This is a genomic window from Tepidibacillus sp. LV47, from assembly GCF_048381575.1.
Taxonomy (GTDB): Bacteria; Bacillota; Bacilli; order Tepidibacillales; family Tepidibacillaceae; genus Tepidibacillus.
In genome coordinates this window covers 581,276-602,908 of the sequence record NZ_JBLWIF010000001.1, presented here as the reverse complement: position 1 = coordinate 602,908, position 21,633 = coordinate 581,276, and the positions used below count along the sequence as shown (strand labels likewise).

The window sequence follows — 21,633 nt, the reverse complement described above, 5'->3', positions numbered from 1 at the left end:
CCATCATCGATGTCAATATTTCCTCTCATTAACGATAAAATATGTTAAGATGATGAAAATGAACAACAAAGATTGAGGTGAAGAAAGTGGCGAATAAAGGAAAACAACGGTTAGATAAAATATTGGCCCATATGGGATTAGGCACTCGCAAAGAGATAAAGAAGTTGATAAAAGAAAAACGAGTGCGGGTAAACGGGGAAATTGCCAAAGATCCAGGATTACAAGTTTGGCCAAGCCAAGATCGAATTGAAGTCGATGGTGAAAAAATAGAGTACCGTGAGTTTATTTATCTGATGATGAATAAGCCTCAAGGTGTTTTATCGGCAACAGAAGATCATATTCAAGAAGTGGTCACCGATTTATTAGAACCAGAACACTTGATATTCCATCCTTTTCCTGTGGGTCGATTGGACAAAGATACAGAAGGTTTGCTCCTTTTAACGAATGATGGTCAATTAGCCCATCAACTCTTATCACCCAAAAAACATGTTCCAAAGACCTATTATGCTACGATCCAAGGAGTTGTCACAGAAGAAGATATAGACCGATTTCGTGAAGGGATTGTTTTGGATGATGGTTATCAAACGCTGCCCAGCGAGTTGAAAATTTTGACATCAGGACCCCAATCGGAAATTAAGTTAACGATTTATGAGGGTAAGTTCCATCAAGTTAAACGAATGTTTGAAGCAGTAGGGAAAAAAGTCACTTATTTAAAACGGATCGCAATGGGGCCTTTAATTTTAGACGAAGACCTTGAACCTGGAGAATATCGGGAACTAACGGAAGAAGAACGAAAGTTATTAAAGGGGGAGTAAAAAATATTGCTAATTTTAGGGTAACATCATAGAATATGTTTAACAAAATCATCGTTGTCAATTTATCTGGCCGTGGAGACAAAGATGTTCAGCATGTTTATGATATGTGATGATGAATTAAAAAGGAAAATGGATGATGAAGCTAGAATACTTATATTAGCGAACTTTGCTAATATAGGTATTTTTTATTCGAATAATGAAGGTGATTGTTCTGAAGAAAACATGGATTATTAGCTTTATGATTTTGTTTGTCATCAGCCTTTATTTTGTTTTTGATGGGAATTTAGCTAAATGGATATCTGATTATCGACTAGATAAAGAATGGAATCAAGAAGACGAACACCCAGCAAAAAATATGAAACGAACAGTGGTTCCAAAATTAGATCAACTCTTTAGTAAACCAAACCTAATCGAAGAATTAAAAAAAAATCCGTACTTTATCGGTTATGACCATACTGGTCAATATGGTGCCTTTTTGATATATGATTCAGATGAAAAAGCTTACCAACTTCAAATCTATGACAGTTTCAAGAATCGTCCTGAATATTCTTTGCAGATTCCCCTACAAGATCCAACGAAATCCAATGAAATTATTTTAGCGCAAGAAGCATTGGAAACAGGCTTTAATATTAAAATTCCACCCAAGTCTTTAGATTGGGAAAATAAAACCAAACTAAAAATCGATAAGGAGACATGGAATCTGATCATTGAAGAGAAAAATGCACAGCTAAAACTCATTTTATCGAAAAGTAAGTCAAAAGATACATGGAGTTTTTCTTTAGAAGGATGGACGGACTCAGATATAGCAAGTGTGAAACTTTTTAATCACCCCAATGATTACCATCTTCTCACCATTGTTCAGCAAAAACCCATTTTTCTTCACCTTTCATTATTAACAAGTAGAAATAGTGATCATGGCAAGAAGGATGAAGTAGATCAGTGGCTTTATGGGGACTTTGAGATTGTTTATGATCAGAATCAAACGAATGATTTTAAAGGCTATTTGGCCGTTGCAAAGAAAAAGAACGTACCAATAAAGCTTTACCAACAACCGATAGATCAGTGGGTCTATGCGGATCCCAGCGGAAAAATGAAATGGTACGGAAATGCTGAAGGGATATTTGATTTTGCAGGTAAACCCTTTTTTCAAAAGGAAGATCCATTTTATTACTCCATTTCTCCTATCTATCGAGGAACTCCAAAAGAATTAACCTATTTTATGGTAGATGTATTTGACAAAAAAACGGAGAAATTATTGAAAACCTTTCTTTTTCAATGGGATCCACAAAAAAGAATGATGAAAATCTCATCATGAATTGCTCCTTCAAAAGTTTTTGTCGAAATTTCAAAATAAAAAGAGAAAATTGTCAATAAGAAAAAAGACCCAAATTTACGTGAAAAAATAATGAAAGAGAAACGAAAGTTTTATATAATAAAATTAAAATTTAATTCAAAGATCCTAACAAATTTTGCATAGATGGTGAATAAGATAGTGAAGACAAAAATATTTTTAGTTCGGCATGGACAAACCGATTGGAATATTGAACGAAAATATCAAGGTCAAAAAGATATCCCTCTAAATAAAACGGGAAAAGCCCAAGCATCAATATTGGCAGATCGTTTTATCAGAGAGTTTGTTATTAGTGCAGTCTATTCCAGTGATTTAAAACGAGCAAAAGAGACAGCAGAGGAAATAGCCAAACGTTTTCAATTAAAGGTACAAATCCATTATGGATTAAGGGAAAGGAATTTCGGTTTACTTGAAGGGAGAAAGATTGACGAGATTATCAAACAGTATCCCGGTGTTCATATGGGAAATATAGAAACGTTTGGCTCTTTTGATATTGAACCTTTTCATTTATTGAAAAATCGAGTGTACTTAGCAGTAAAAGAAATCGTTAAACGCCATGTTGGCGAAAACATTGCCCTTGTAAGTCATGGAGCAGCAATTAATGCATTTCTTCATGAAGTGAGTAAAGGCGAAGTTGGCCCAGGAATAACAAAATTAACCAATACGGGGATTTCGAAAATCATTTATGATCACGAGAAAGACCAATGGATTATTGAACAAATCAATGATGATTCACATGTCGATAGATAGAGAATCAATAAGGAAGAAGGAAGAATCCATGACTTGTTGTAACCAATTTGATAAGGGAAAGGAAATGCGTAAGAAACTCATTCAAGAGTATTATCAAAAAGCAATAGATCATGGCATTGATCCTACACAGTTTCTGGTTATCAAGAAGAGGAATGACTTTATAGACGAACAGTTATTGGTTGTCTTTCGTCAATTTTTGAACTTTGTTCGCGATAAAGAACTTCTGTTCGAGCATGGAATTCTCGTTTTAGCAAATCGAGAAGGAAAAGTATTAGAATTCGTCTATCCCTCGGGTATTCCCGATTTTCTCCATAAAAAAGATTCGGAATATTTTGATTGGAGTCTTGAAGCGATTGGGCCAAATGCGATTGGTTTAACTGCAAAAACGTGTACAGCGACGTATGTGAATGGTTCAGAACATTATCATCAATATTTAAAAAAGTATCAATCAACTTCTGTACCTATCTGTGATTCTTCGAAACAATTGGTTGGGATTCTTGGCTTTTTATCCACTACCGATTATAAAACACAAGCATTAGGTTGTTTACAAGGGCTTTTAGTCGCTTTTGAATTGGCTTATGTGGAACATAAGAAAGTGATTGTTTTAGAAAGAGAAGCAAAAAAAAGAGATGCTCTTTTTGACATGACCCAAATATTATTTTCGACCATGGATGTGAACGAAGTTTTATCCGAAGCGATTCGTACCTTTCAACTTTTTTATCCAGAAGTACAGATGGAATTATGGTTAACGCAGGAAGATTTGGTTTCCAACTTGCCGATTAAACAAATGACATTTATACCTAATCAAGATGATATCAATGGCCAGGCCTTTTTAGAGGGGAAATTGATTGTTAAAAGAAGAAAAGGAAAGGAAAAAGAAGGAGAAATCGCTGCGCCCCTTAGGGGCAAGCAGGGAATTTATGGAGTGATACATATTTTTTGCGACCTGGCTAATGTTTTTACAGATGAGGAAATTGGCTTTATTTCTAATGTAGCAGATATTATTGGGTCAGCTTTAGAAAAAGCAAAATTATATCAACAATCGAATAATTTAGTGAAAGAATTACGGGCAATCAATGAATTAACCAAACGTTTAAATCAAAGTTTAACGCTGGATACGATCTTACAGATTGTGATTACTGAACTTTTGAAACTATTTGATGCACAACATGTTTGTGTTTTAGAGGTGAATGAGAAAAAAAATATCTTAACGGTCTTAGCGTCCAACATTGAATCTAATGTTGGAACCATCGTTTCTCCAGATAGTGGTTATATGGGGTATGTTTATCGTAACAAAGAGCCGATTATTGTCTCAGATATTCAATCAGACCAACAAATTGTCGATTCTTATGTTCGAAGTTTAGGTTGTCGATCTTTAATGTCTGTTCCGATTTTTTCCAATGACAAAATGATTGGCATATTATCTGTATCCAATTCAAAACCACTACATTTCTCCTATAATGATTTTAAAATGTTGCAACTTTTTGCTCAACACTTGGGATTGGCTCTTACCAATGCCTATTTGCATGAACAACTGCAAAAAGCGGCAATTACAGATTATCTTACGGATTTATACAATCGAGCCTATTTTGATGCGAAAATGCAAGAATCTTTAAAGAACGATGACTTAGGATCACTTGTTTTGTTTGATATCGATGATTTCAAAAAAATAAACGATACGTATGGTCATCATGTCGGTGATCAAATTTTAATCCAAATGGCGAATATTATTAAAGGGAGTATTCGTTCTACTGATATAGCTAGTCGATGGGGCGGTGAGGAGATCGCATTGTATTTACCTCAGGTTGATACGGATATTGCTAAGCAGATTGGGGACCGTATTTTAAAAAAAGTGAGTCAAGAAACATTTCCAAGAACTACGGTCTCAGCTGGAATTGCAACTTGGAAGCAAGGAGATCAGGATCTCAATGTCATCTCTTTAGTGCGTCATGCAGATCTAGCACTATATAGTGCGAAAAATAGTGGCAAAAATCAATTGGTTGTATATGAAATCAACGAAAAATCCTGATTTCTTTTTTTTTTTGGCTTTTTCATCTTTCGATTCATGATAAAAAAGCGTAAAATAAAATTAATTGAATTTTCCTAACATTAGAGGGGAGGGATAAACATGTTTAAGATCCCACTTAGAAAAAAGCATGATGATTACCATGTATTTTCTTTTCAAATTCCTACCCCTTTTCCTATAGGAGCAGAAAACTCCTATTTACTGCTCGGTGATAAAGTGACCTTGGTTGATACTGGACCAAAAACGGAAAAAGCATGGAAAACATTGATCTACCAACTAAATGAACAGGGATTTCGCATTAAGGATATTGATCAGATTATTTTAACCCATCAGCATGTGGATCATAGTGGATTATTAGGTATCATAAAAGAACAACACCCTAAGGTACGAATCTATGCTCATCCATGGACCATTCCTTGGGTAGAAAAGGATCCTGAGTTTATTCAACAAAAACTAAATTTTTTCCGAGAGTTATTTTCCGAAAACGGTTTATCTTGGGAGCAAATCCAGGAAATTGAGCATTTCTATTCAGATTTAGATCGATTTATGGATCCAATCAAGATCGATGGAATTTTAGAAGATGGGATGAATCCAGAAGGGCTTAGGGGATGGAAGGTCATTCATAGCCCTGGTCATTCATTAGGCCATATTGTTTTATATCATGAAAAGAGAAAAATACTTATCGCTGGGGATCATATCATTGGCCATACATCGGCAGGAGCTTTTGTAGAACCTTCAATTGAACCAAACGAACCTAGACCTAAATCTGTTTTGGCCTACCAAGAGTCACTAAGAGATTTAAGAAGCCTTCCTTTATCTAGGATTTATTCAGGTCATGGAGCAGTCATTGATCATCCCTATGAAGTGATCGATAATCAGCTAGACCGGTTTGAGCGGAAGAAAAAGCAATTAGAGGGCTTTTTGGTTGAAGGGGATTTTACTGTCTATGAATTGATGAAGCTTACCTATCCTAATCGATACTATCAGCACTTAGCTCTTTACTTCGCTGAGGTGATCGGGCATCTTGATCTGTTAGAAATCGAAGGAAAAGTGTCCACATACAAGCAAGGTCACATTATAAAATACCATTTAGAGAAAAGCAGCAGTCATTAGATGCATACTAATATTTACCATATTATGTTATACTATCAACGACCTGATTATGGGTCGTTATTTTGTATATTTCATAAACAGCAAGCTATCCTGACTAACATTTTTACTGTGTAACCTGAAATGGGAGAGTATTAATGATTTGCTTTGCTGTCGTCATGATCTTAGGTCATGATCTTAGCTATTGGCATTAGCCGGATCTATTTAGGTGTCCATTTTCCCAGTGATGTTTTAGGTGGCTATTTGCTAGTGGCGCATGGTTTGCGCATGGTTTGCATTTTGCGTTACGATTTACCAATGATATTTAGAGAGAAAATTGAAGAGTTGAGAAATTCGGTGGGATATTGAGTTCTATTGTCTTTTAACGGAGTAAAGTAGGAAAGAGTATAAGAAAAGAGCGAATATAGATATTGAGTCGAATACGAAACTAGAGTATGATGGAAAAAGTATATAATACTGGAGGGAAGCGGATGAAACCAAAGGAACAGATTGTGAATCTACCAGCCTACCAACCGGGAAAATCAATGGACGAGGTAAAGAGACAATATAATCTACAACAAGTAATCAAATTAGCTTCGAATGAAAATCCTTTTGGATTTTCACCTAAAGTGAAACAAGCATTGATGGAAGGGCTTGATGAATTACATATATATCCAGATGGTGCAAATCGAAAACTACGTTTAGCTTTAGCAGAAAAATTAGAGGTTTCTGAAGATCAATTGATTTTTGGAATGGGTTCTGATGAAATCATTTCGATGATCGCAAGGACTTTTTTGGAAAAGGGAACCCAAACCATTATGGCCACTCCGACTTTTCCTCAATATCGGAGTAATGCAGTAACAGAAGGAGCAACGATCATCGAAGTCCCTTTAAAAGAGGGAAAACATGATTTAGAGGCGATGAAGAGTGAAATTACAAAGGAAACAAAGGTAATCTGGGTATGTAATCCCAATAATCCTTCAGGAACATTTGTTAGTGAAGAAGAATTGGTCCAGTTTCTAAATGATGTGCCAGAGGATATCTTAGTTGTTCTTGATGAAGCGTATTATGAATATGTAACGGATCCTACATACCCGAATTCGGTGAAACTGTTAGATCGTTTTCCTAATCTCATCATTTTGCGGACATTTTCAAAAATCTATGGTTTAGCTGCTTTACGGATTGGATATGGGATTGCAAAAGCAAAGATTATCGATTGGCTGAATCGAGTCAGAGAGCCTTTTAATAATACATCTTTATCCCAAATCGCTGCACTTGCAGCTTTATCGGATCAAGAATTTATTGAAGAATGCAAAATTAAAAATGCCAATGGCTTAAAACAACTTTATCAAGGATTTGAAAAACTTGGATTATCCTATTATCCTTCCCAAGGCAATTTTGTGTTAGTTGATCTCAAGCGCCCTGCCGATCCAATTTTTCAAAAACTACTAGAAAGAGGAATTATCGTTCGTTCAGGAGTTGCCCTTGGTTTTCCTACATCTTTACGGATTACTGTGGGAAATTCCGAACAAAATCAACGGGTTTTACAAGTATTAGCAAAGGTGTTAAACGAATCAGCCTGATATGAAAAAGAAGATTACGATTATTGGTGTTGGATTGATTGGCGGCAGTTTGGCGATCAATTTTAAAAACTCGGGGCAATATCAAGTTATTGGCTATGATGTAAAAGAATATCAACTACAAATGGCGGAAAAGCTTGGTGTCATTGACCAGGGTGTCATGGACTTACAAGAAGCCATTAGGGATACGGATTATATTTTTCTCTCGGCCCCTGTAGGGCAGCTTTATAAATTATTAGACACGATTCTTGAATTGAAGTTCAAACAAGGTGTCATCATTACCGATACCGGGAGCACCAAAGGGAAGCTTGTTGAATATACGAGTATGTTTCTAGAAAAAGGTGCATACTTCATTGGCGGTCACCCAATGGCGGGTTCCCATAAGTCAGGAGTTCAAGCAGCAAATGATCGGTTGTTTGAAAATGCTTATTACGTCTTAACACCAGAACCCAATATCCCAAAGGCTATTGTTGATGATTTAATCTCTTTATTATCCCTTACAAGGGCGAAAATCATTCAGATGGATCCATATGAACACGATCAAGTGGTCGGGGCGATTAGTCATTTTCCCCATATTATTGCTGCACTACTTACGAATCAAGTAGCTGAGTATAGTGAACAGAATAAATGGTATTCTCGATTGGCAGCTGGAGGTTTTAAGGATATTACAAGAATTGCTTCAAGCAATCCTGAAATGTGGAGGGATATCTTAATTCATAATCAAAAAGTGCTGATGGAACTTGCGGAAGATTGGAAACGAGCTTTTGATCATATCATCCAGATGGTTTCACGTTTAGATGCCAAGGAGATTGAACAATTTTTCCGTTCTGCGAGAGATTTTCGCAATAATCTTCCAGAGAAAGGAAAAGGTGCATTAAATCCTCTTTACGATTTATTTATTGATGTTCCTGACCACCCTGGGGTGATTGGAAAAGTAACGACATTGTTGGGTGAGGCTGAAATCAGCATCACCAATATTCAAATTCTTGAGATTCGCGAAGATATTATGGGGGTTTTACGAATCACCTTCCGTAATGAGAACGATCTAGAACGAGCAAAAAAATTGCTTGAGGATTCGGGGTATCATGTGTACCTAGTGGAGTAAATTGGGCAGAGTGGTAAACGCTCTGCTTTTTTATGTTTAAGCAGGTAATAATTTTTTTTGACAGTTTAAAAATAGTGAAAAACTTAGATTTATGTTAAAATAAAATTTGTATTGGAAATTAATCACAGTCAAATTTGGGGAGGGATTCTTGACTATGAAATACCGCCGTTTAGGAACCACAGGAGTAAAAGTAAGTGAAATTTCCTTAGGAAGTTGGTTAACCTATGGAGGCTATGTGGAAAAAGAAAATGCGATCAAGTCTATTCATAAAGCTTATGAATTAGGAATTAATTTTTTCGATACTGCAAACGTTTACCGTCGCGGAGAAGCAGAAAAAGTGGTTGGTGAAGCATTAAGAGGATTTCCTCGTGAATCATATGTGCTGGCGACAAAAGTATTCTGGCCAATGGGAGACGGGGTAAATGACCGGGGGCTTTCCCGTAAACATGTAATTGAACAATGCAATGCCAGTTTAAAACGCCTAGGTCTTGATTATGTAGACTTATATTATGCCCACCGTTATGATCCAGAAACTCCACTTGAAGAAACCTTACGTGCCTTTGATGATTTAATCAATCAAGGAAAAGTATTATATGTAGGTGTCAGTGAATGGACACCAGCGCAAATCGCCGAAGCGGTACATATTGCCGATAAAAAATTATTAGATCGGATTGTTGTCAACCAGCCCGTTTATAATATGTTCAACCGATACATTGAAAAGGAAATTATCCCATTATCGGAAGTTCATGGTATCGGCCAAGTCGTTTTCTCTCCATTAGCTCAAGGGGTATTGACGGGGAAATATAAAAAAGGTGCTCCAGTACCTGCAGGTAGCCGTGCAGCGGCAGATAAAGAAACAAGTCAATTTGTTTACCGCTATTTAACTGATGAAAATCTTGATAAAGTAGAACAGCTGGAAAAAGTGGCAAAAGAGTTAGGGATTACTCTTGCACAATTGGCCCTTGCTTGGGTTTTACGCTTGAAGAATGTATCTAGCGCTCTGATCGGAGCTAGCCGTCCAGAACAAGTGGAAGAAAACGTAAAAGCCGTCGATGTGGAATTAACACAAGATGTACTTGAGCGAATTGAAGAAATCTTAGCGTAAATGAAAAATGAAAAAGGGGTTGAAAAAATGAAAATAGCGGTTATGGGGGCGGGAGGAGTTGGCGCCTATTTTGGTGGCTTATTGGCTCGAAAAGGACATGAGGTATCTTTAATCGCAAGGGGCGAACATTTAAAAGCATTACAAGAGCAAGGGCTTACGGTCAAAAGTGTCCATGGTGATTTTCATTTGCCATTAAAAGCAGTAGGAGATCCAAAAGAAATCGGTCCAGTTGATCTCGTTTTATTTACCGTAAAAGCGTATGATACCGAAAAATCTGCAGAACAACTCCTACCCATCTTAAAAGAGGATACTGTCGTATTAAATCTGCAAAATGGAATTGGAAACGAAGAAATTCTAGCGAAAATCATTGGTCAAGATAAAGTATTAGGCGGACTTACCTATATTGAGACGACGATCGAAAGACCTGGGGTGATTTCCCAAAAAAGCGTAAAAAGGGATATTATTTTTGGAGAAATGAATGGGGAGATGACGGATCGAGCGAAAAAATTACAACAAATTCTGCAAGAGGCAGAAATCCCAACGATCCTCTCAGACAATATTCAAAAAGAAATGTGGAAAAAGTTTATGTTTATTAGCTCCTTTAGTGCGATCACGACAATTACGGAATCTGCTGCAGGAGAGATTTTATCATGTGAAAAAACCGATCGCCTTTTCCGTAAATTATTAGAAGAAGTTTACCATGTAGCGAAAGGAAATCAGATTGAGTTAACAGAAAAAGATGTAGAAGCAGCCTACCAAATTGCCAAAAATATGGGACCCACCACAAAATCTTCTATGTTACGGGACTTTGAAAAGAAAAAACAAATTGAAGTAGATACCTTAAGTGGTGCGGTTGTGAAATATGGGAAAAAAGTAAATGTTCCTACACCATACCATGAGATGGTAGACGGTGTTCTTACCTTAAAGGCATCGAAGTTTTAATGGACAGTCATATTCGTACAACACTTATGAAAATTTCTCCTTGACAGACAAGCAAAAGATGGGGTAAGATGATAGCAATTTAAAGTGAATGTTTAAATGAAGACTTTAATTTTTAAGGTTGCCAGTTGAGTAGAGATTAGAAAAGCAAGATAGCTGAGAAGAGAAGAGCAGAGGAACCGAAGGGAGAAATTGACCAATAAGGCAAGTTACGCGATGAACGCCTTATTATCTTCATTTTCTGAATTTTATCAGGAAATAGGCCCTGTTCCTATTTCCTTTTTTTATTCTTTCATACAACTCCTAATATGAATTCCTCGCTCTTTCTTCTGAAAGATGGGAGATTCCCATGTGGAAAGGAGAAAAGAGTATGATTTCCCTCACCGATTTCCTTGAACTTAGCAAAACCTATCGGACCATTCCTTTGGCAAAAGAAGTTGCAAAAAAGAAATTATCTGAGTTGAATCTATCCATCTTAAAAAAGTCGTATTCCTATCTGCTTTTACTAGAAAGTGGAGAACATGGAGAGGAACATGGTCGATTTACCTATCTCTCACCATCGCCATTTCTCATCATCCAATCTAAAGATCAGCAGATTCGTTTATCAGGGGAAGAAGAGGTGATGCGTCAACTAAAAGAAGCTGGGATCGATAGATTGAAAGATCAACCAAAGAAAATGATCGAAATGATCTTAAAGACCTATCGTTCGCCAAAGATTCCTACCCTTCCCTATTTTACTGGTGGAGCGATTGGCTATTTCTCTTATGAATGGGTGAAACGTTCAGAACGGATTGAAACCAATCATCAACGACCATCCCCCTTTTCTGAATTTCATTTAGCGTTTATTAAAGAACTTCTCGTTTATGACCATGAGCAAGAACGTTTGCTGTTCATTGACAATCTCATCATTGATCCCAATGAAACAAAGGATAAGAAAGAAGAAAAATACCGACAAGCAATGAAAACTTTGAAAGAAAAAGCGGAATATTGGCGGCAATTTATTGCAGAAAATAGTTCTCCACCAATCGAGATTTCCAAAGAAAAAGAAGAGATCAAACCTTTTCAATCCTCCTTTACAAAAGAACAATTTGTTGAGGGTGTGAAACAATTAAAAGAGGCGATCCGGCAAGGGGAAATCTTCCAAGCCGTTCTTTCTTTGAAACAGTCGATCAAAACGGATGCAGATGCTGTTTTGGTTTATCAAATTCTAAGAAAGATCAATCCTTCACCCTATATGGTGTATTTGCAAATGGCAGATGAAACCATCATCGGCGCATCGCCAGAAACCTTGGTCAAAATCGTGGGTGATGAGATTGCAACATACCCAATTGCAGGAACAAGACCAAGGGGAAAAACTCCTCTTGAAGAAGAGCAATTAGCAGAAGAATTACAAAATGATCCCAAAGAAATCGCCGAACACGTGATGTTGATTGATTTAGCAAGAAATGATCTTGGCAAAGTGAGTCAACCTGGAAGTGTTAAGGTAGCAAAAAAGATGAAGATTGAGAAGTATTCCCATGTGATGCACTTAGTCTCAAAAGTAGTTGGGAAATTAAAAGAAGGAACAACTAGTCTTGATGTCCTTGAAGCAACATTTCCAGCCGGGACTGTATCAGGAGCACCAAAAGTCCGGGCAATGGAACTGATTGCAAAGTTGGAGCGAGAAGAAAGAGGCCCCTATGCAGGTGCCGTTGCTGCGATCAGTTTTAATGGGAATTTAGATACTTGTATTACGATTCGATCCATTTTCTTTCATGATGGAATCGCCTATCTGCAATCAGGTGCTGGGATTGTTTACGATTCGATTCCCGAAAAAGAGTATGAAGAGGTATCGAATAAAGCAAAAGCAATGATGAAGGCCATTCGAATCGCTGAAGGTTATCAAAACGAATAAGCAAAAGTAAAGTGGAGAGGAGATTAGAAAGATGAGCAGAGTGTTAAAAAAATTATTAGATGGAAATCACTTAACAAAAGAAGAGAGCAAACAATTCATGGAGGAGATTATCACGGGTAAAGTTCCTCCTCATCAAGTTACGGCCTTTATGGTGGGTTTAAAGATACTAGGAGAAACCACGGAGGAAATTGTGGGCTTGGTTGAAGCAATGCGAGAACATGCTTATGTCCCCTTTCAGGTAGAAGGTCCTTTACTTGATACTTGTGGTACAGGTGGGGATGGAACGGGAACCATTAATGTATCGACTGCAGCAGCTTTAATCGCTGCTACAGGCGGTATAAAAGTGGCAAAACACGGCAACCGTGCCGTTTCTGGGAAAAGTGGAAGTGCTGATGTGTTAGAAGCATTGGGTATTCCTATTCAACAATCGGCAGAAGAATTGGAAAAGGTACTGCAAGAAGAGAATATCGCTTTCTTATTTGCCCCCATTTTTCATCAAGGAATGAAACATGCGGCAACCTCAAGAAAAGAACTTGGCGTTCGTACCGTTTTTAATATCCTTGGGCCGCTTAGTAATCCATTAAAAGCAGATCATCAAGTCATGGGAGTATATCGCAGTGATCTAACTGAGCCTTTAGCAGAAGTGTTACATTCTTTAGGGGTCAAACGGGCATTAGTGGTTGCAGGGCTGGATGGCATGGATGAGATCACAACGACAACGAAGACACGTATTACGGAATTAAAAGATGGAGAAATCCACACTTACGAAATTACCCCTGAACAATTTGGGATCAAAAGAGCAACGATGGAAGACTTAAAAGGGGGTACCCCTGAGGAGAATGCGAAAGAGTTATTAATGATTTTTGAAGGGAAAAAAGGTCCAAAGCGGGATTTCGTCCTTATCAATGCTGGAGCAAGTTTTTATGTGACAGGTCAAGCAGTAAGCTTAGAGCAAGGGATAGAAAAAGCAAGGGAATTAATCGACTCAGGGCAAGTATTACAAAAAATCGGAAGGCTGCGCCGATTTAAAAAGAAAGAAGGGTTTGCTTCATGACTATCTTAGATCAAATCGTAGCCAAAAAGAAAAGCGAAGTTGCAGAAAGAAAAAAGCACTTTCCGAAAAACCATCTAAAAGATTTACCTTTCTACCATGAACCGACGGTATCCTTAAAGCAAAAGTTGATCATCACTTCGAGAAAAGTAGGAATCATTGCAGAAATGAAAAAAGCATCTCCATCAAAGGGAGTGCTGTTAGAAAATTATTACCCGGAACAATTATTTGAACTTTATCAAAAAGCAGAAGTGGAAGGGATCTCGATCTTGACTGACCAGCCTTTTTTTCAAGGAAATCTGATTCATCTTATGCAGGTTCGAGGTCTGACCGATTCCATCCCATTACTTAGAAAGGATTTTATCATTGATCCTTATCAAATTGATGAAGCAAAAGGGTATGGCGCAAGTGTTATCCTGTTAATTTCCGCCATTTTAGAAGAACAACAATATCAAGAATTATATTTACAAGCTAAAGAATTAGGGCTGGAAGTATTGACAGAGGTTCATGATGAAGAGGATCTGGAAAAAGTGTTACGGTCATTTACCCCTGAAATGATTGGGATCAATAACCGGAATCTAAAAACATTTCAAACCTCCATCGATCAAACGATGAAGATGATTAAGAAAATTCCTAAGAATACAATCATCATTAGTGAAAGCGGGATTCATCGTAAAGAACAGGTGGATCAATTAGCAGAAATTGGAGTACGGGGAATTTTGGTGGGAGAATCTATTGTACGTTCAAAAAATCCCCAAGAAACGATCGAAGGATTGGTGGGGAAAAAATGAAGGTGAAAATTTGCGGCATCTTTGAAGAACAAACCCTGATCGATCTAAAGGAAAAAGAGATATGGCCCGATTATATTGGCTTTGTTTTTGCAAAAAGCAGAAGGCAAGTAAAGTCAAGCCAAATGAAACCATGGTTAAAACATATTCCATCAACTGTCAAAACGGTTGGCGTGTTTGTAAATCAGGCAATTGAGGATGTAATAAATGCTCCCGTCCATATCCTCCAATTTCACGGGGATGAAAAGCCGGAGGATTGTCAAATGATTAAGGAACGAACAGGGAAAGAGATCTGGAAAGTGATCTCTGTGGATCAAAATCATCCCTTTTCGATTGAGCATTATCGCAATGTATATGAAAGATATTTACCAGTAGTAGATGGATTTGTTTTTGATACGGCAAGCAAGAGTCGCGGTGGGAGTGGAATTAAATTTGAGTGGGAACCTTTTTATCACTTATGGAAAGAGATTGAAAAACCGATTCTTGTAGCCGGTGGAATCACGAAAGAAGATATTCCCATGCTAAAGCGTTTCCCGATAGAGGGGATTGACCTCTCAAGTGGAGTAGAGGAAGAAGGCAAAAAATCAATCCCAAAAATCGTGGAACTCATAGAGGAGGTAAAAAGAGATGATGCAGTCGCTTCAATGGGAGATTGACTTAGGGGATGGGCGATTTGGACCTTTTGGTGGAACATTTATTCCCGAAACCCTCATGCATGCAGTTAAAGAATTAGAAGAAGCCTATGAACGAATTGGAAAAGATCCAGAATTTCAACAAGAATATCTAAAATGGGTACAACAATATGCCGGTCGTCCCACTCTTCTCTATTTTGCCGACCAATTAACCGATGTTCTGCAAGGGGCCAAAATTTATCTCAAGCGTGAAGATTTGAATCATACAGGTGCACATAAAATCAATAATGCCATCGGTCAAGGGTTACTTGCAAAAAGGATGGGGAAGAAAAAGATTATCGCTGAAACAGGTGCAGGTCAACATGGGGTCGCTTCCGCAACCATTGCTGCCAAATTAGGATTAGAGTGTAAAGTGTTCATGGGAATCGAAGATATTGAACGGCAACGGTTAAATGTTTTTCGCATGCAACTTTTAGGTGCAGAAGTGGTTCCTGTTGAAAGCGGAAGGGGAACTCTAAAAGATGCGACCAATGAAGCCATTCGCTACTGGGCAGCAAACATAGAAGATACTTATTATTTAATCGGTTCTGTTGTCGGTCCTCATCCTTATCCCACAATGGTGCGGGATTTTCAAAAGATTATTGGACTAGAAGCGAAACAACAAATGATAGAAAGGGAGCAACGCTTACCTGATTATGTCATCGCTAGTGTAGGTGGCGGTAGCAATGCAATGGGCATTTTTTATCCATTTATTGAGGATCATGAAGTACAGCTGATCGGCGTAGAAGCTGCAGGGAAAGGCTTGGATGATCAACATGCAGCAACTCTCGCTAAAGGGAAACCAGGGGTAATCCATGGTTCTTATACCTATCTTTTACAAGATCAGTATGGCATGATTCAACCTGCTTACTCGATTTCTGCAGGTCTCGATTATCCTGGAATTGGCCCTGAACATGCTTATCTTCAAGCGATCGGCAGGGCAAAATATACCACGATTACCGATGAGGAAGCGATGGATGCTCTGAAGGTGCTAAGCCAAACAGAAGGGATTATCCCTGCGATTGAATCGGCTCATGCAGTAGCCGCCGCCATTCAATTAGCAAAAACGTTATCTAAAGATCAAGTGATTCTCGTCAATCTTTCTGGCAGGGGCGATAAGGATATGGATACGATCCACCGTTTCTTTACAGAAAAAGCAAAAGGAGTGGCTAAGGAATGATGTTTGTTCCCTTTTTAACGGCAGGTTTCCCAACCCCTTCACTCTTTAAGAAAATGCTCTTCATTTTAGAAGAAGAAGGAGCAGGCATGATCGAGATTGGTGTTCCTTATTCCGATCCCTTAGCCGATGGCCCTACAATTCAACGGTCTTCTATTCGAGCTATTGATCAGGGAATGAATATCCGTACCGTTTTCGACTTGATCAAAGAAGTACGGAAAGAAGGTTTGAAGGTTCCCCTGGTTCTGTTTACCTATTATAATCCTTTATTACAAATGGGATTAGAACAAGTTGCCAAAGAAGTGGTTCAAAGTGGTTTTAATGGGGTATTGGTTCCTGACTTGCCTATCGAAGAAAGTCAGCCTTTAAAAGAGGCATTGAAGCAATATCATATTCCACTTATTTCCTTAATTGCCCCAACTTCTTTTGAGCGAATCGAAGCCATTGCCAAACAAGCAGAAGGATTTATCTATATCGTATCTTCTTTAGGGGTTACAGGGGAACGATCCCAATTTCACGCAAAGGTAAAGCAGCTGGTGCAAACCGTGAAACAATTTGCTCAAGTACCTGTTGTTTTGGGTTTTGGCATAAAACAAAAATCACAACTTGGTTCATTAACAGAAGATTTGGATGGATATGTGATTGGCAGTGCCTTAATCCGAATCATCGATGAGATCGAACAGGAATTACGAGAATCGTTAGTCCCTGAATCCATTGAATCAGAAGAATTTCAACTTCAGTTCCTTGAACGATTCCGTCAAAGAATTCGGGAGGTGCAACAATGATTCTAGTTATTGATAACTATGATTCTTTTACTTATAATCTCGTTCAGTTCGTCGAAGAATTAGGTGAGAAATGCATTGTGAAACGGAATGATGAGATCACCATCGAAGAAATCGAAAAGATGAATCCTGATTACATTTTGATTTCTCCTGGTCCAGGAATTCCCGAAGAGGCAGGAATTTCAATGGAAGTGATCCAAAAAATAGGCAAGAAAATTCCAACTCTAGGTGTATGCCTAGGTCATCAAGCCATCGCAAAGGCCTTTGGTGGCGAGATAAAACTAGCAGAGCAATTGATGCATGGGAAAGCTTCTTTGGTTCAACATAACCAAAGTGCACTATTTGAGGGAGTTCCTGAAACGTTTCAGGCAGGAAGGTATCATTCTTGGATCGTCGATGAGAAACAGATTCCCGAAACGATTGAGATTATGGCAAAGACAACCGAAGGAGAAATTATGGCGATTCGTCACAAAGAATACCCAATTGTAGGGGTACAATTCCACCCTGAATCCATCCTCACTCCTGAAGGGAAAAAGATTCTCGCCAATTACCTTCAATATTATAAAGACTATGGGAAAACGGCTTAAAATGCCCCTTGGGATTTCCTAAGGGGTTTTAAAATTGTAAAATAATTGGTAATAAAATCCCCATGTTGGGAACATTTTGCCTGCTTCGTGCATAGACTAAAATTAGGCGAATGACCTAATGGAAGAATAAAGAGTAGGGGGAAGAAACATGGGGACAATCAAAAATTATTATGCTGGCGGAAATACCAATGTTGGTTTCTATTCATTATTTGATGATGTATTAAAAGGTTTAGACCGTTTATATATTATTAAAGGTGGACCTGGTACAGGGAAATCTACTTTCATGAAAAAAATTGGTTTAACCATGGCGGAGAAAGGATACAATGTAGAATTTTTACATTGTTCATCTGACAATAATTCTCTGGATGGGGTGATTTTTCCTGAAATTCACTTAGGTTTGGTCGATGGGACAGCTCCACATGTGGTGGATCCAAAATACCCTGGTGTCGTTGATGAAATCATTAATCTTGGTGAATTTTGGGATAAAGAAAAATTAAGAGCGAATGGCAAACGGATCATTAAGCTTACTAACGATATCTCTGAGAATTTTAAACATGCTTATGAACAGTTTGCTGAAGCGAAATTGATTCACGACGAGTGGGAAGAAATCTATTTAGAAGCGATGGACTTTAACAAGGCGAATATGGTCACAGAAGAATTAATCAACAAAATTTTCGTCGGAGATATTGAACGAGAAGATAGACCTATTATTCGAAGAAGATTCTTTGGCGCAGCCACGCCAAAAGGTGCAGTTCATTTCATTGAGAATATCACTGAGGATATAGAAAGACGGTATATTGTAAAAGGCAGACCAGGTAGCGGGAAATCGACGATGATGAAAAAGATTGGAAAACGTGCCGAATCTCTTGGATTATCCGTTGAATATTTTCCATGTTCTTTTGATCCCAATAGCCTAGATATGGTGATTATTCCTAAATTAAGTGTAGCCATCCTAGATGGAACAGCGCCCCATGTCATTGATCCATCAAGGCCAACAGATGAGGTTGTGGATATGTTTGAACTTTGCATCGATCCCCAAGTGGAGATTGAGAAAGCGAAAGAATTAGAAAATGTAGAACAACGCTATAAAATCAAGATGACCATTGGAACGAATCATCTTAAAGAAGCAAAGCGTCTCCATGACGAATTAGAAACTTACTATATAGCTGCCATGGATTTTGCAGCGATTGACAGCAAGAGAGAAGAAATCTTAGAAGAGGTATTAAAGTATGCAGAAGGTTTCGAAAAGTAAATAAGAGTTCTGTTGATGAAATAAAAAAGGAAACGTCAGTCGTTCATTCGACCCGTTTCCTTTTTTAATGTATATATAAAAAATGCGATTTCTTATGCTACTTTTGGACGTTTTTTTTCTTTAAAAAAGCAATTCGGTTGCCAAGAATTTCAACAGCTAAATTCGAACGAAGTCCTAACCAGAGATAAACACCAATACCGACGATGAGAGAAACAACAAGAGTGATCACAGTATTGAGAAAATGTTCTTTTCCACCAGGTAACCAGAGAATAAATAGCCACTTTACAAGCCACACAGCTAGCCCCATGACCGTGGAATGAACAACCATGGTCATACTACTTTTTATGATCGGCCGATACGAGTACCCGGCGAATTTTTTAATGATCCAGAGGTTAAAAAGAATGGAGAAGCCATAACCGAGATCTGTACTTAAAATAGCCCCTTTCCCTTCAAAAAGTTGAACAAACTCATAATTAAAAGCAATCTTTAATAAAATTCCGCCAATTAGACCATAAACCGCGTACTTTTGGCGATTAATCCCTTGTAAAATCGCTGCCGTGACGGTAAATAAAGCGTAAAAAATCGTTGTGGGAGCATACCAAGCCAATAAGTAACTTCCTAAATCCACTTCACTCATCGCGTATAATGAACCATAGACTTGGTAGGAAAGAACACCTAATCCTACAGCAGCTGGGAGTGTGAGATAGAGTAAAATATTAAACGTTTGGGTGATTTGGTTGTGTAATTTTACCTTATCTCCAGCAGTAAAGGTTCTCGTAATGGCTGGAATGATCGTTAGCCCCAGAGCAGTTGCTAAGGATACAGGAATCATAATCACTTTTTGCGATGTTTGATTTAAAATCGCGAAAATATCTTCGGCCTGACCTAATGTATAACCAAGTGACATCAGTGCTTTATTCACCGTAAAAGTATCGATTTGCTGGTAAATCGGGATTGCTAATCCCACCAAAATAAAAGGAATAGCATATAACATCAATTCTTTATACATAGAGAACAAAGAAATCTCATGAATCGTTTTACTTTCAAGAACCCGCTTCTTAATATCTTTTTGTCGTTTTAGCCAATACCATATAAGTACTGCCATCCCTCCGATTGCTCCAACAAATGCAGCAAAGGTGGCCAAGGAAACAGCGGTAGCTAAGGGTCCATGCATCACTTTAAGAATGAAAAAGCTTGTTGTTAAGATGAATACGATGCGAACGACTTGCTCAATTACTTGCGAAACAGCCGTCGGGCCCATCGATTGGAAACCTTGAAAATATCCTCGCACTAGGCTCATCATGGGTACAAGTAATAAGGCAGGACTTACCCAGCGAATGACGAGGATTACATCTTCAAGTGTATTTCCGTTTCCACCACCATTCCCTCCTATAAACATGGGTGCAATCACAGGAGCAACAAGGAATAGAGCAAGTGCAGCAAGAAAACCTGTAATCGATAATAAAACAAGACCTGAACGAAATAATCGATACCCAGTACGATAATCTTCAAGAGCATTGTATTTAGAAACAAACTTAGAGACAGCAAGGGGAAGGCCCATCGTTGAAATACTTAAGAGTATCGTATAGGGATTATAGGCATAGGCATATAGAGCAGCTCCTTTTGTTCCTACTAACCATAAAAAAGGAAAATAATAAATCAGTCCAAGAATTCGCGAGATCATCGTTGCTGAGGTTAATAACAACGTCCCTCTTACCAATTGTGAGTCGTTACTCATATTAAGTCCATCTCCTAGGTAATTAACATTTAACGATATTATCCATTATTTCAATCTATTCCTCATTTTAGAAGAACAGAGTTCAATTGACAAACTTTTTTAGATGAAAGTCTCATCTTTTTTTTATTTTTGTTAAAATATAAGATATTTAGGAACAAATAAATAGTAAAGGGGGAATCGTTTTGCATCCTGTCGTAACAAAAAGAGAATACAATGTTCACTATTATGAAGTTGATTTTAAACGGAGAGCTTTACCAACCACATTGATGAATTATTTTCAAGATATTGCGATACACCAAAGTGAAAAATTAAGAGTTGGCTTAGACTTCTTAGAAGAAAACCATTTAACCTGGTCACTCTATCAATGGGATCTATCGATTAAAGCCTATCCTCAATTTGGACAAACCGTTACGATTACAACCAATGCCTGTGCTTTTGAAAAATTTAATGCTTATCGGGAATTTAAGATTACCAATCAAGAAGGGGAATTAATGGTCTATGCCTATACAAGATGGGTGTTATTAGATACGAAAAAAGGAAGGTTAACCAAGATCCCACCTAGGATTTATGAAGCTTATGGCATAGACCCAGATAAACCCAATATGTATGAGATGGGGAAATTAAAAGAATTAAATGAAAGTCAATACAAAAAAGAGTTCTCCGTTCGTTATAGCGACATCGATACGAATAAACATGTCAATAATGTGAAATATGTAGAATGGGCGATGGAAACGTTACCCCTCGAAATGGTGACGGAACACCAATTACGTCATATGAAAGTGATGTATAAGAAAGAAGCAAAATATGGGGATCAAGTTCAAGTTTTAACGGAAATAAGAGGAAATGGCGATCAATGGATTGCAATACAAAAAGTTGCGAACAATCAAGATACAACATTGTGTTTATTAGAAACAACGTGGGAAAAAAATTAAC

At 37.8% G+C, this 21,633-nt stretch carries 19 protein-coding genes and 1 pseudogene; 19 read left to right on the top strand and 1 reads right to left on the bottom strand.

The features are described 5' to 3' along the window. Window positions 1–86: 86 nt before the first annotated feature. The 18 genes and pseudogenes from ACMW72_RS02995 to ACMW72_RS02910 all read left to right on the top strand — a co-directional run bounded on the left by ACMW72_RS02995 (window position 87) and on the right by ACMW72_RS02910 (window position 18,962). Window positions 87–815, top strand: coding sequence for a pseudouridine synthase (locus ACMW72_RS02995; protein WP_418367335.1), 729 nt, complete (start codon window positions 87–89; stop codon window positions 813–815). A gap of 238 nt (window positions 816–1,053) precedes the next feature. Continuing rightward, entirely contained in the window at window positions 1,054–2,130 is a 1,077-nt protein-coding gene (locus ACMW72_RS02990; protein WP_418367334.1) for a hypothetical protein, read from the top strand. Between the two features lie 177 nt (window positions 2,131–2,307). Continuing rightward, window positions 2,308–2,916, top strand: coding sequence for a histidine phosphatase family protein (locus ACMW72_RS02985; protein WP_418367333.1), 609 nt, complete (start codon window positions 2,308–2,310; stop codon window positions 2,914–2,916). A gap of 64 nt (window positions 2,917–2,980) precedes the next feature. After that, window positions 2,981–4,945: a diguanylate cyclase domain-containing protein gene (locus tag ACMW72_RS02980; protein WP_418367332.1), complete on the top strand. Its 1,965-nt coding sequence runs from the start codon at window positions 2,981–2,983 to the stop codon at window positions 4,943–4,945. 99 nt (window positions 4,946–5,044) lie between these two features. Then, window positions 5,045–6,055: an MBL fold metallo-hydrolase gene (locus ACMW72_RS02975; RefSeq protein ID WP_418367331.1), complete on the top strand. Its 1,011-nt coding sequence runs from the start codon at window positions 5,045–5,047 to the stop codon at window positions 6,053–6,055. A 165-nt stretch (window positions 6,056–6,220) separates the two neighbouring features. Then, a pseudogene (locus ACMW72_RS02970) lies at window positions 6,221–6,400 on the top strand (phosphatase PAP2 family protein); the annotation flags it as partial. Between the two features lie 122 nt (window positions 6,401–6,522). After that, window positions 6,523–7,614: a histidinol-phosphate transaminase gene (gene hisC, locus ACMW72_RS02965; protein WP_418367330.1), complete on the top strand. Its 1,092-nt coding sequence runs from the start codon at window positions 6,523–6,525 to the stop codon at window positions 7,612–7,614. 1 nt (window position 7,615) lies between these two features. Beyond that, window positions 7,616–8,716, top strand: a complete 1,101-nt coding sequence (locus tag ACMW72_RS02960; protein ID WP_418367329.1) for a prephenate dehydrogenase — start codon at window positions 7,616–7,618, stop codon at window positions 8,714–8,716. 154 nt (window positions 8,717–8,870) lie between these two features. Further along, window positions 8,871–9,821, top strand: coding sequence for an aldo/keto reductase family protein (locus ACMW72_RS02955; RefSeq protein ID WP_418367328.1), 951 nt, complete (start codon window positions 8,871–8,873; stop codon window positions 9,819–9,821). 27 nt (window positions 9,822–9,848) lie between these two features. Then, window positions 9,849–10,763: a ketopantoate reductase family protein gene (locus ACMW72_RS02950; protein ID WP_418367327.1), complete on the top strand. Its 915-nt coding sequence runs from the start codon at window positions 9,849–9,851 to the stop codon at window positions 10,761–10,763. Between the two features lie 346 nt (window positions 10,764–11,109). After that, on the top strand, window positions 11,110–12,654 hold the full coding sequence (locus tag ACMW72_RS02945; protein WP_418367326.1) for an anthranilate synthase component I family protein: 1,545 nt from the start codon (window positions 11,110–11,112) through the stop codon (window positions 12,652–12,654). 31 nt (window positions 12,655–12,685) lie between these two features. Beyond that, window positions 12,686–13,708, top strand: coding sequence for an anthranilate phosphoribosyltransferase (trpD, locus tag ACMW72_RS02940; protein WP_418367325.1), 1,023 nt, complete (start codon window positions 12,686–12,688; stop codon window positions 13,706–13,708). Next, the gene (trpC, locus tag ACMW72_RS02935) at window positions 13,705–14,496 is read left to right on the top strand and encodes an indole-3-glycerol phosphate synthase TrpC (RefSeq protein ID WP_418367324.1); all 792 of its coding nucleotides are present in this window, start codon (window positions 13,705–13,707) and stop codon (window positions 14,494–14,496) included. Before trpD ends, trpC begins: the two co-directional genes overlap by 4 nt. Further along, window positions 14,493–15,149, top strand: coding sequence for a phosphoribosylanthranilate isomerase (locus tag ACMW72_RS02930; protein ID WP_418367323.1), 657 nt, complete (start codon window positions 14,493–14,495; stop codon window positions 15,147–15,149). The genes trpC and ACMW72_RS02930 overlap by 4 nt, the downstream gene beginning before the upstream one ends. Then, a complete protein-coding gene (trpB, locus tag ACMW72_RS02925) occupies window positions 15,121–16,344 on the top strand; it encodes a tryptophan synthase subunit beta (RefSeq protein ID WP_418367322.1) in 1,224 nt (407 codons plus the stop codon). Before ACMW72_RS02930 ends, trpB begins: the two co-directional genes overlap by 29 nt. Beyond that, window positions 16,341–17,126 (top strand): tryptophan synthase subunit alpha, encoded by a 786-nt coding sequence (gene trpA / locus ACMW72_RS02920; protein ID WP_418367321.1) that lies wholly within the window; start codon window positions 16,341–16,343, stop codon window positions 17,124–17,126. Before trpB ends, trpA begins: the two co-directional genes overlap by 4 nt. Beyond that, the gene (locus ACMW72_RS02915) at window positions 17,123–17,710 is read left to right on the top strand and encodes an anthranilate synthase component II (RefSeq protein WP_418367320.1); all 588 of its coding nucleotides are present in this window, start codon (window positions 17,123–17,125) and stop codon (window positions 17,708–17,710) included. Before trpA ends, ACMW72_RS02915 begins: the two co-directional genes overlap by 4 nt. Before the next feature lie 148 nt (window positions 17,711–17,858). Then, complete coding sequence (locus ACMW72_RS02910; RefSeq protein WP_418367319.1) at window positions 17,859–18,962, top strand: PRK06851 family protein; 1,104 nt, start codon at window positions 17,859–17,861, stop codon at window positions 18,960–18,962. 97 nt (window positions 18,963–19,059) lie between these two features. Here the strand turns inward: ACMW72_RS02910 and ACMW72_RS02905 are convergent, their stop codons facing one another. Then, window positions 19,060–20,700 carry a putative polysaccharide biosynthesis protein gene (locus ACMW72_RS02905; protein WP_418367318.1) on the bottom strand — a complete coding sequence of 547 codons (1,641 nt, stop codon included), beginning with the start codon at window positions 20,698–20,700 and terminating at the stop codon, window positions 19,060–19,062. Between the two features lie 182 nt (window positions 20,701–20,882). Between ACMW72_RS02905 and ACMW72_RS02900 the strand changes: the two genes are divergently transcribed. Further along, window positions 20,883–21,632 carry an acyl-[acyl-carrier-protein] thioesterase gene (locus ACMW72_RS02900; RefSeq protein WP_418367317.1) on the top strand — a complete coding sequence of 250 codons (750 nt, stop codon included), beginning with the start codon at window positions 20,883–20,885 and terminating at the stop codon, window positions 21,630–21,632. Window position 21,633 lies beyond the last annotated feature (1 nt).

Bases quoted from the DNA above. Each gene is read 5' to 3' on its own strand.
- ACMW72_RS02980 (WP_418367332.1), top strand. From the start codon at position 2,981: ATGCGTAAGAAACTCATTCAAGAGTATTATCAAAAAGCAATAGATCAT.
- trpA (WP_418367321.1), top strand. From the start codon at position 16,341: ATGATGTTTGTTCCCTTTTTAACGGCAGGTTTCCCAACCCCTTCACTC.
- trpC (WP_418367324.1), top strand. From the start codon at position 13,705: ATGACTATCTTAGATCAAATCGTAGCCAAAAAGAAAAGCGAAGTTGCA.
- ACMW72_RS02950 (WP_418367327.1), top strand. From the start codon at position 9,849: ATGAAAATAGCGGTTATGGGGGCGGGAGGAGTTGGCGCCTATTTTGGT.
- hisC (WP_418367330.1), top strand. From the start codon at position 6,523: ATGAAACCAAAGGAACAGATTGTGAATCTACCAGCCTACCAACCGGGA.
- trpD (WP_418367325.1), top strand. From the start codon at position 12,686: ATGAGCAGAGTGTTAAAAAAATTATTAGATGGAAATCACTTAACAAAA.
- ACMW72_RS02945 (WP_418367326.1), top strand. From the start codon at position 11,110: ATGTGGAAAGGAGAAAAGAGTATGATTTCCCTCACCGATTTCCTTGAA.
- ACMW72_RS02955 (WP_418367328.1), top strand. From the start codon at position 8,871: ATGAAATACCGCCGTTTAGGAACCACAGGAGTAAAAGTAAGTGAAATT.
- ACMW72_RS02960 (WP_418367329.1), top strand. From the start codon at position 7,616: ATGAAAAAGAAGATTACGATTATTGGTGTTGGATTGATTGGCGGCAGT.
- trpB (WP_418367322.1), top strand. From the start codon at position 15,121: ATGATGCAGTCGCTTCAATGGGAGATTGACTTAGGGGATGGGCGATTT.
- ACMW72_RS02915 (WP_418367320.1), top strand. From the start codon at position 17,123: ATGATTCTAGTTATTGATAACTATGATTCTTTTACTTATAATCTCGTT.
- ACMW72_RS02990 (WP_418367334.1), top strand. From the start codon at position 1,054: ATGATTTTGTTTGTCATCAGCCTTTATTTTGTTTTTGATGGGAATTTA.
- ACMW72_RS02930 (WP_418367323.1), top strand. From the start codon at position 14,493: ATGAAGGTGAAAATTTGCGGCATCTTTGAAGAACAAACCCTGATCGAT.
- ACMW72_RS02975 (WP_418367331.1), top strand. From the start codon at position 5,045: ATGTTTAAGATCCCACTTAGAAAAAAGCATGATGATTACCATGTATTT.
- ACMW72_RS02905 (WP_418367318.1), bottom strand. From the start codon at position 20,700: ATGAGTAACGACTCACAATTGGTAAGAGGGACGTTGTTATTAACCTCA.
- ACMW72_RS02910 (WP_418367319.1), top strand. From the start codon at position 17,859: ATGGGGACAATCAAAAATTATTATGCTGGCGGAAATACCAATGTTGGT.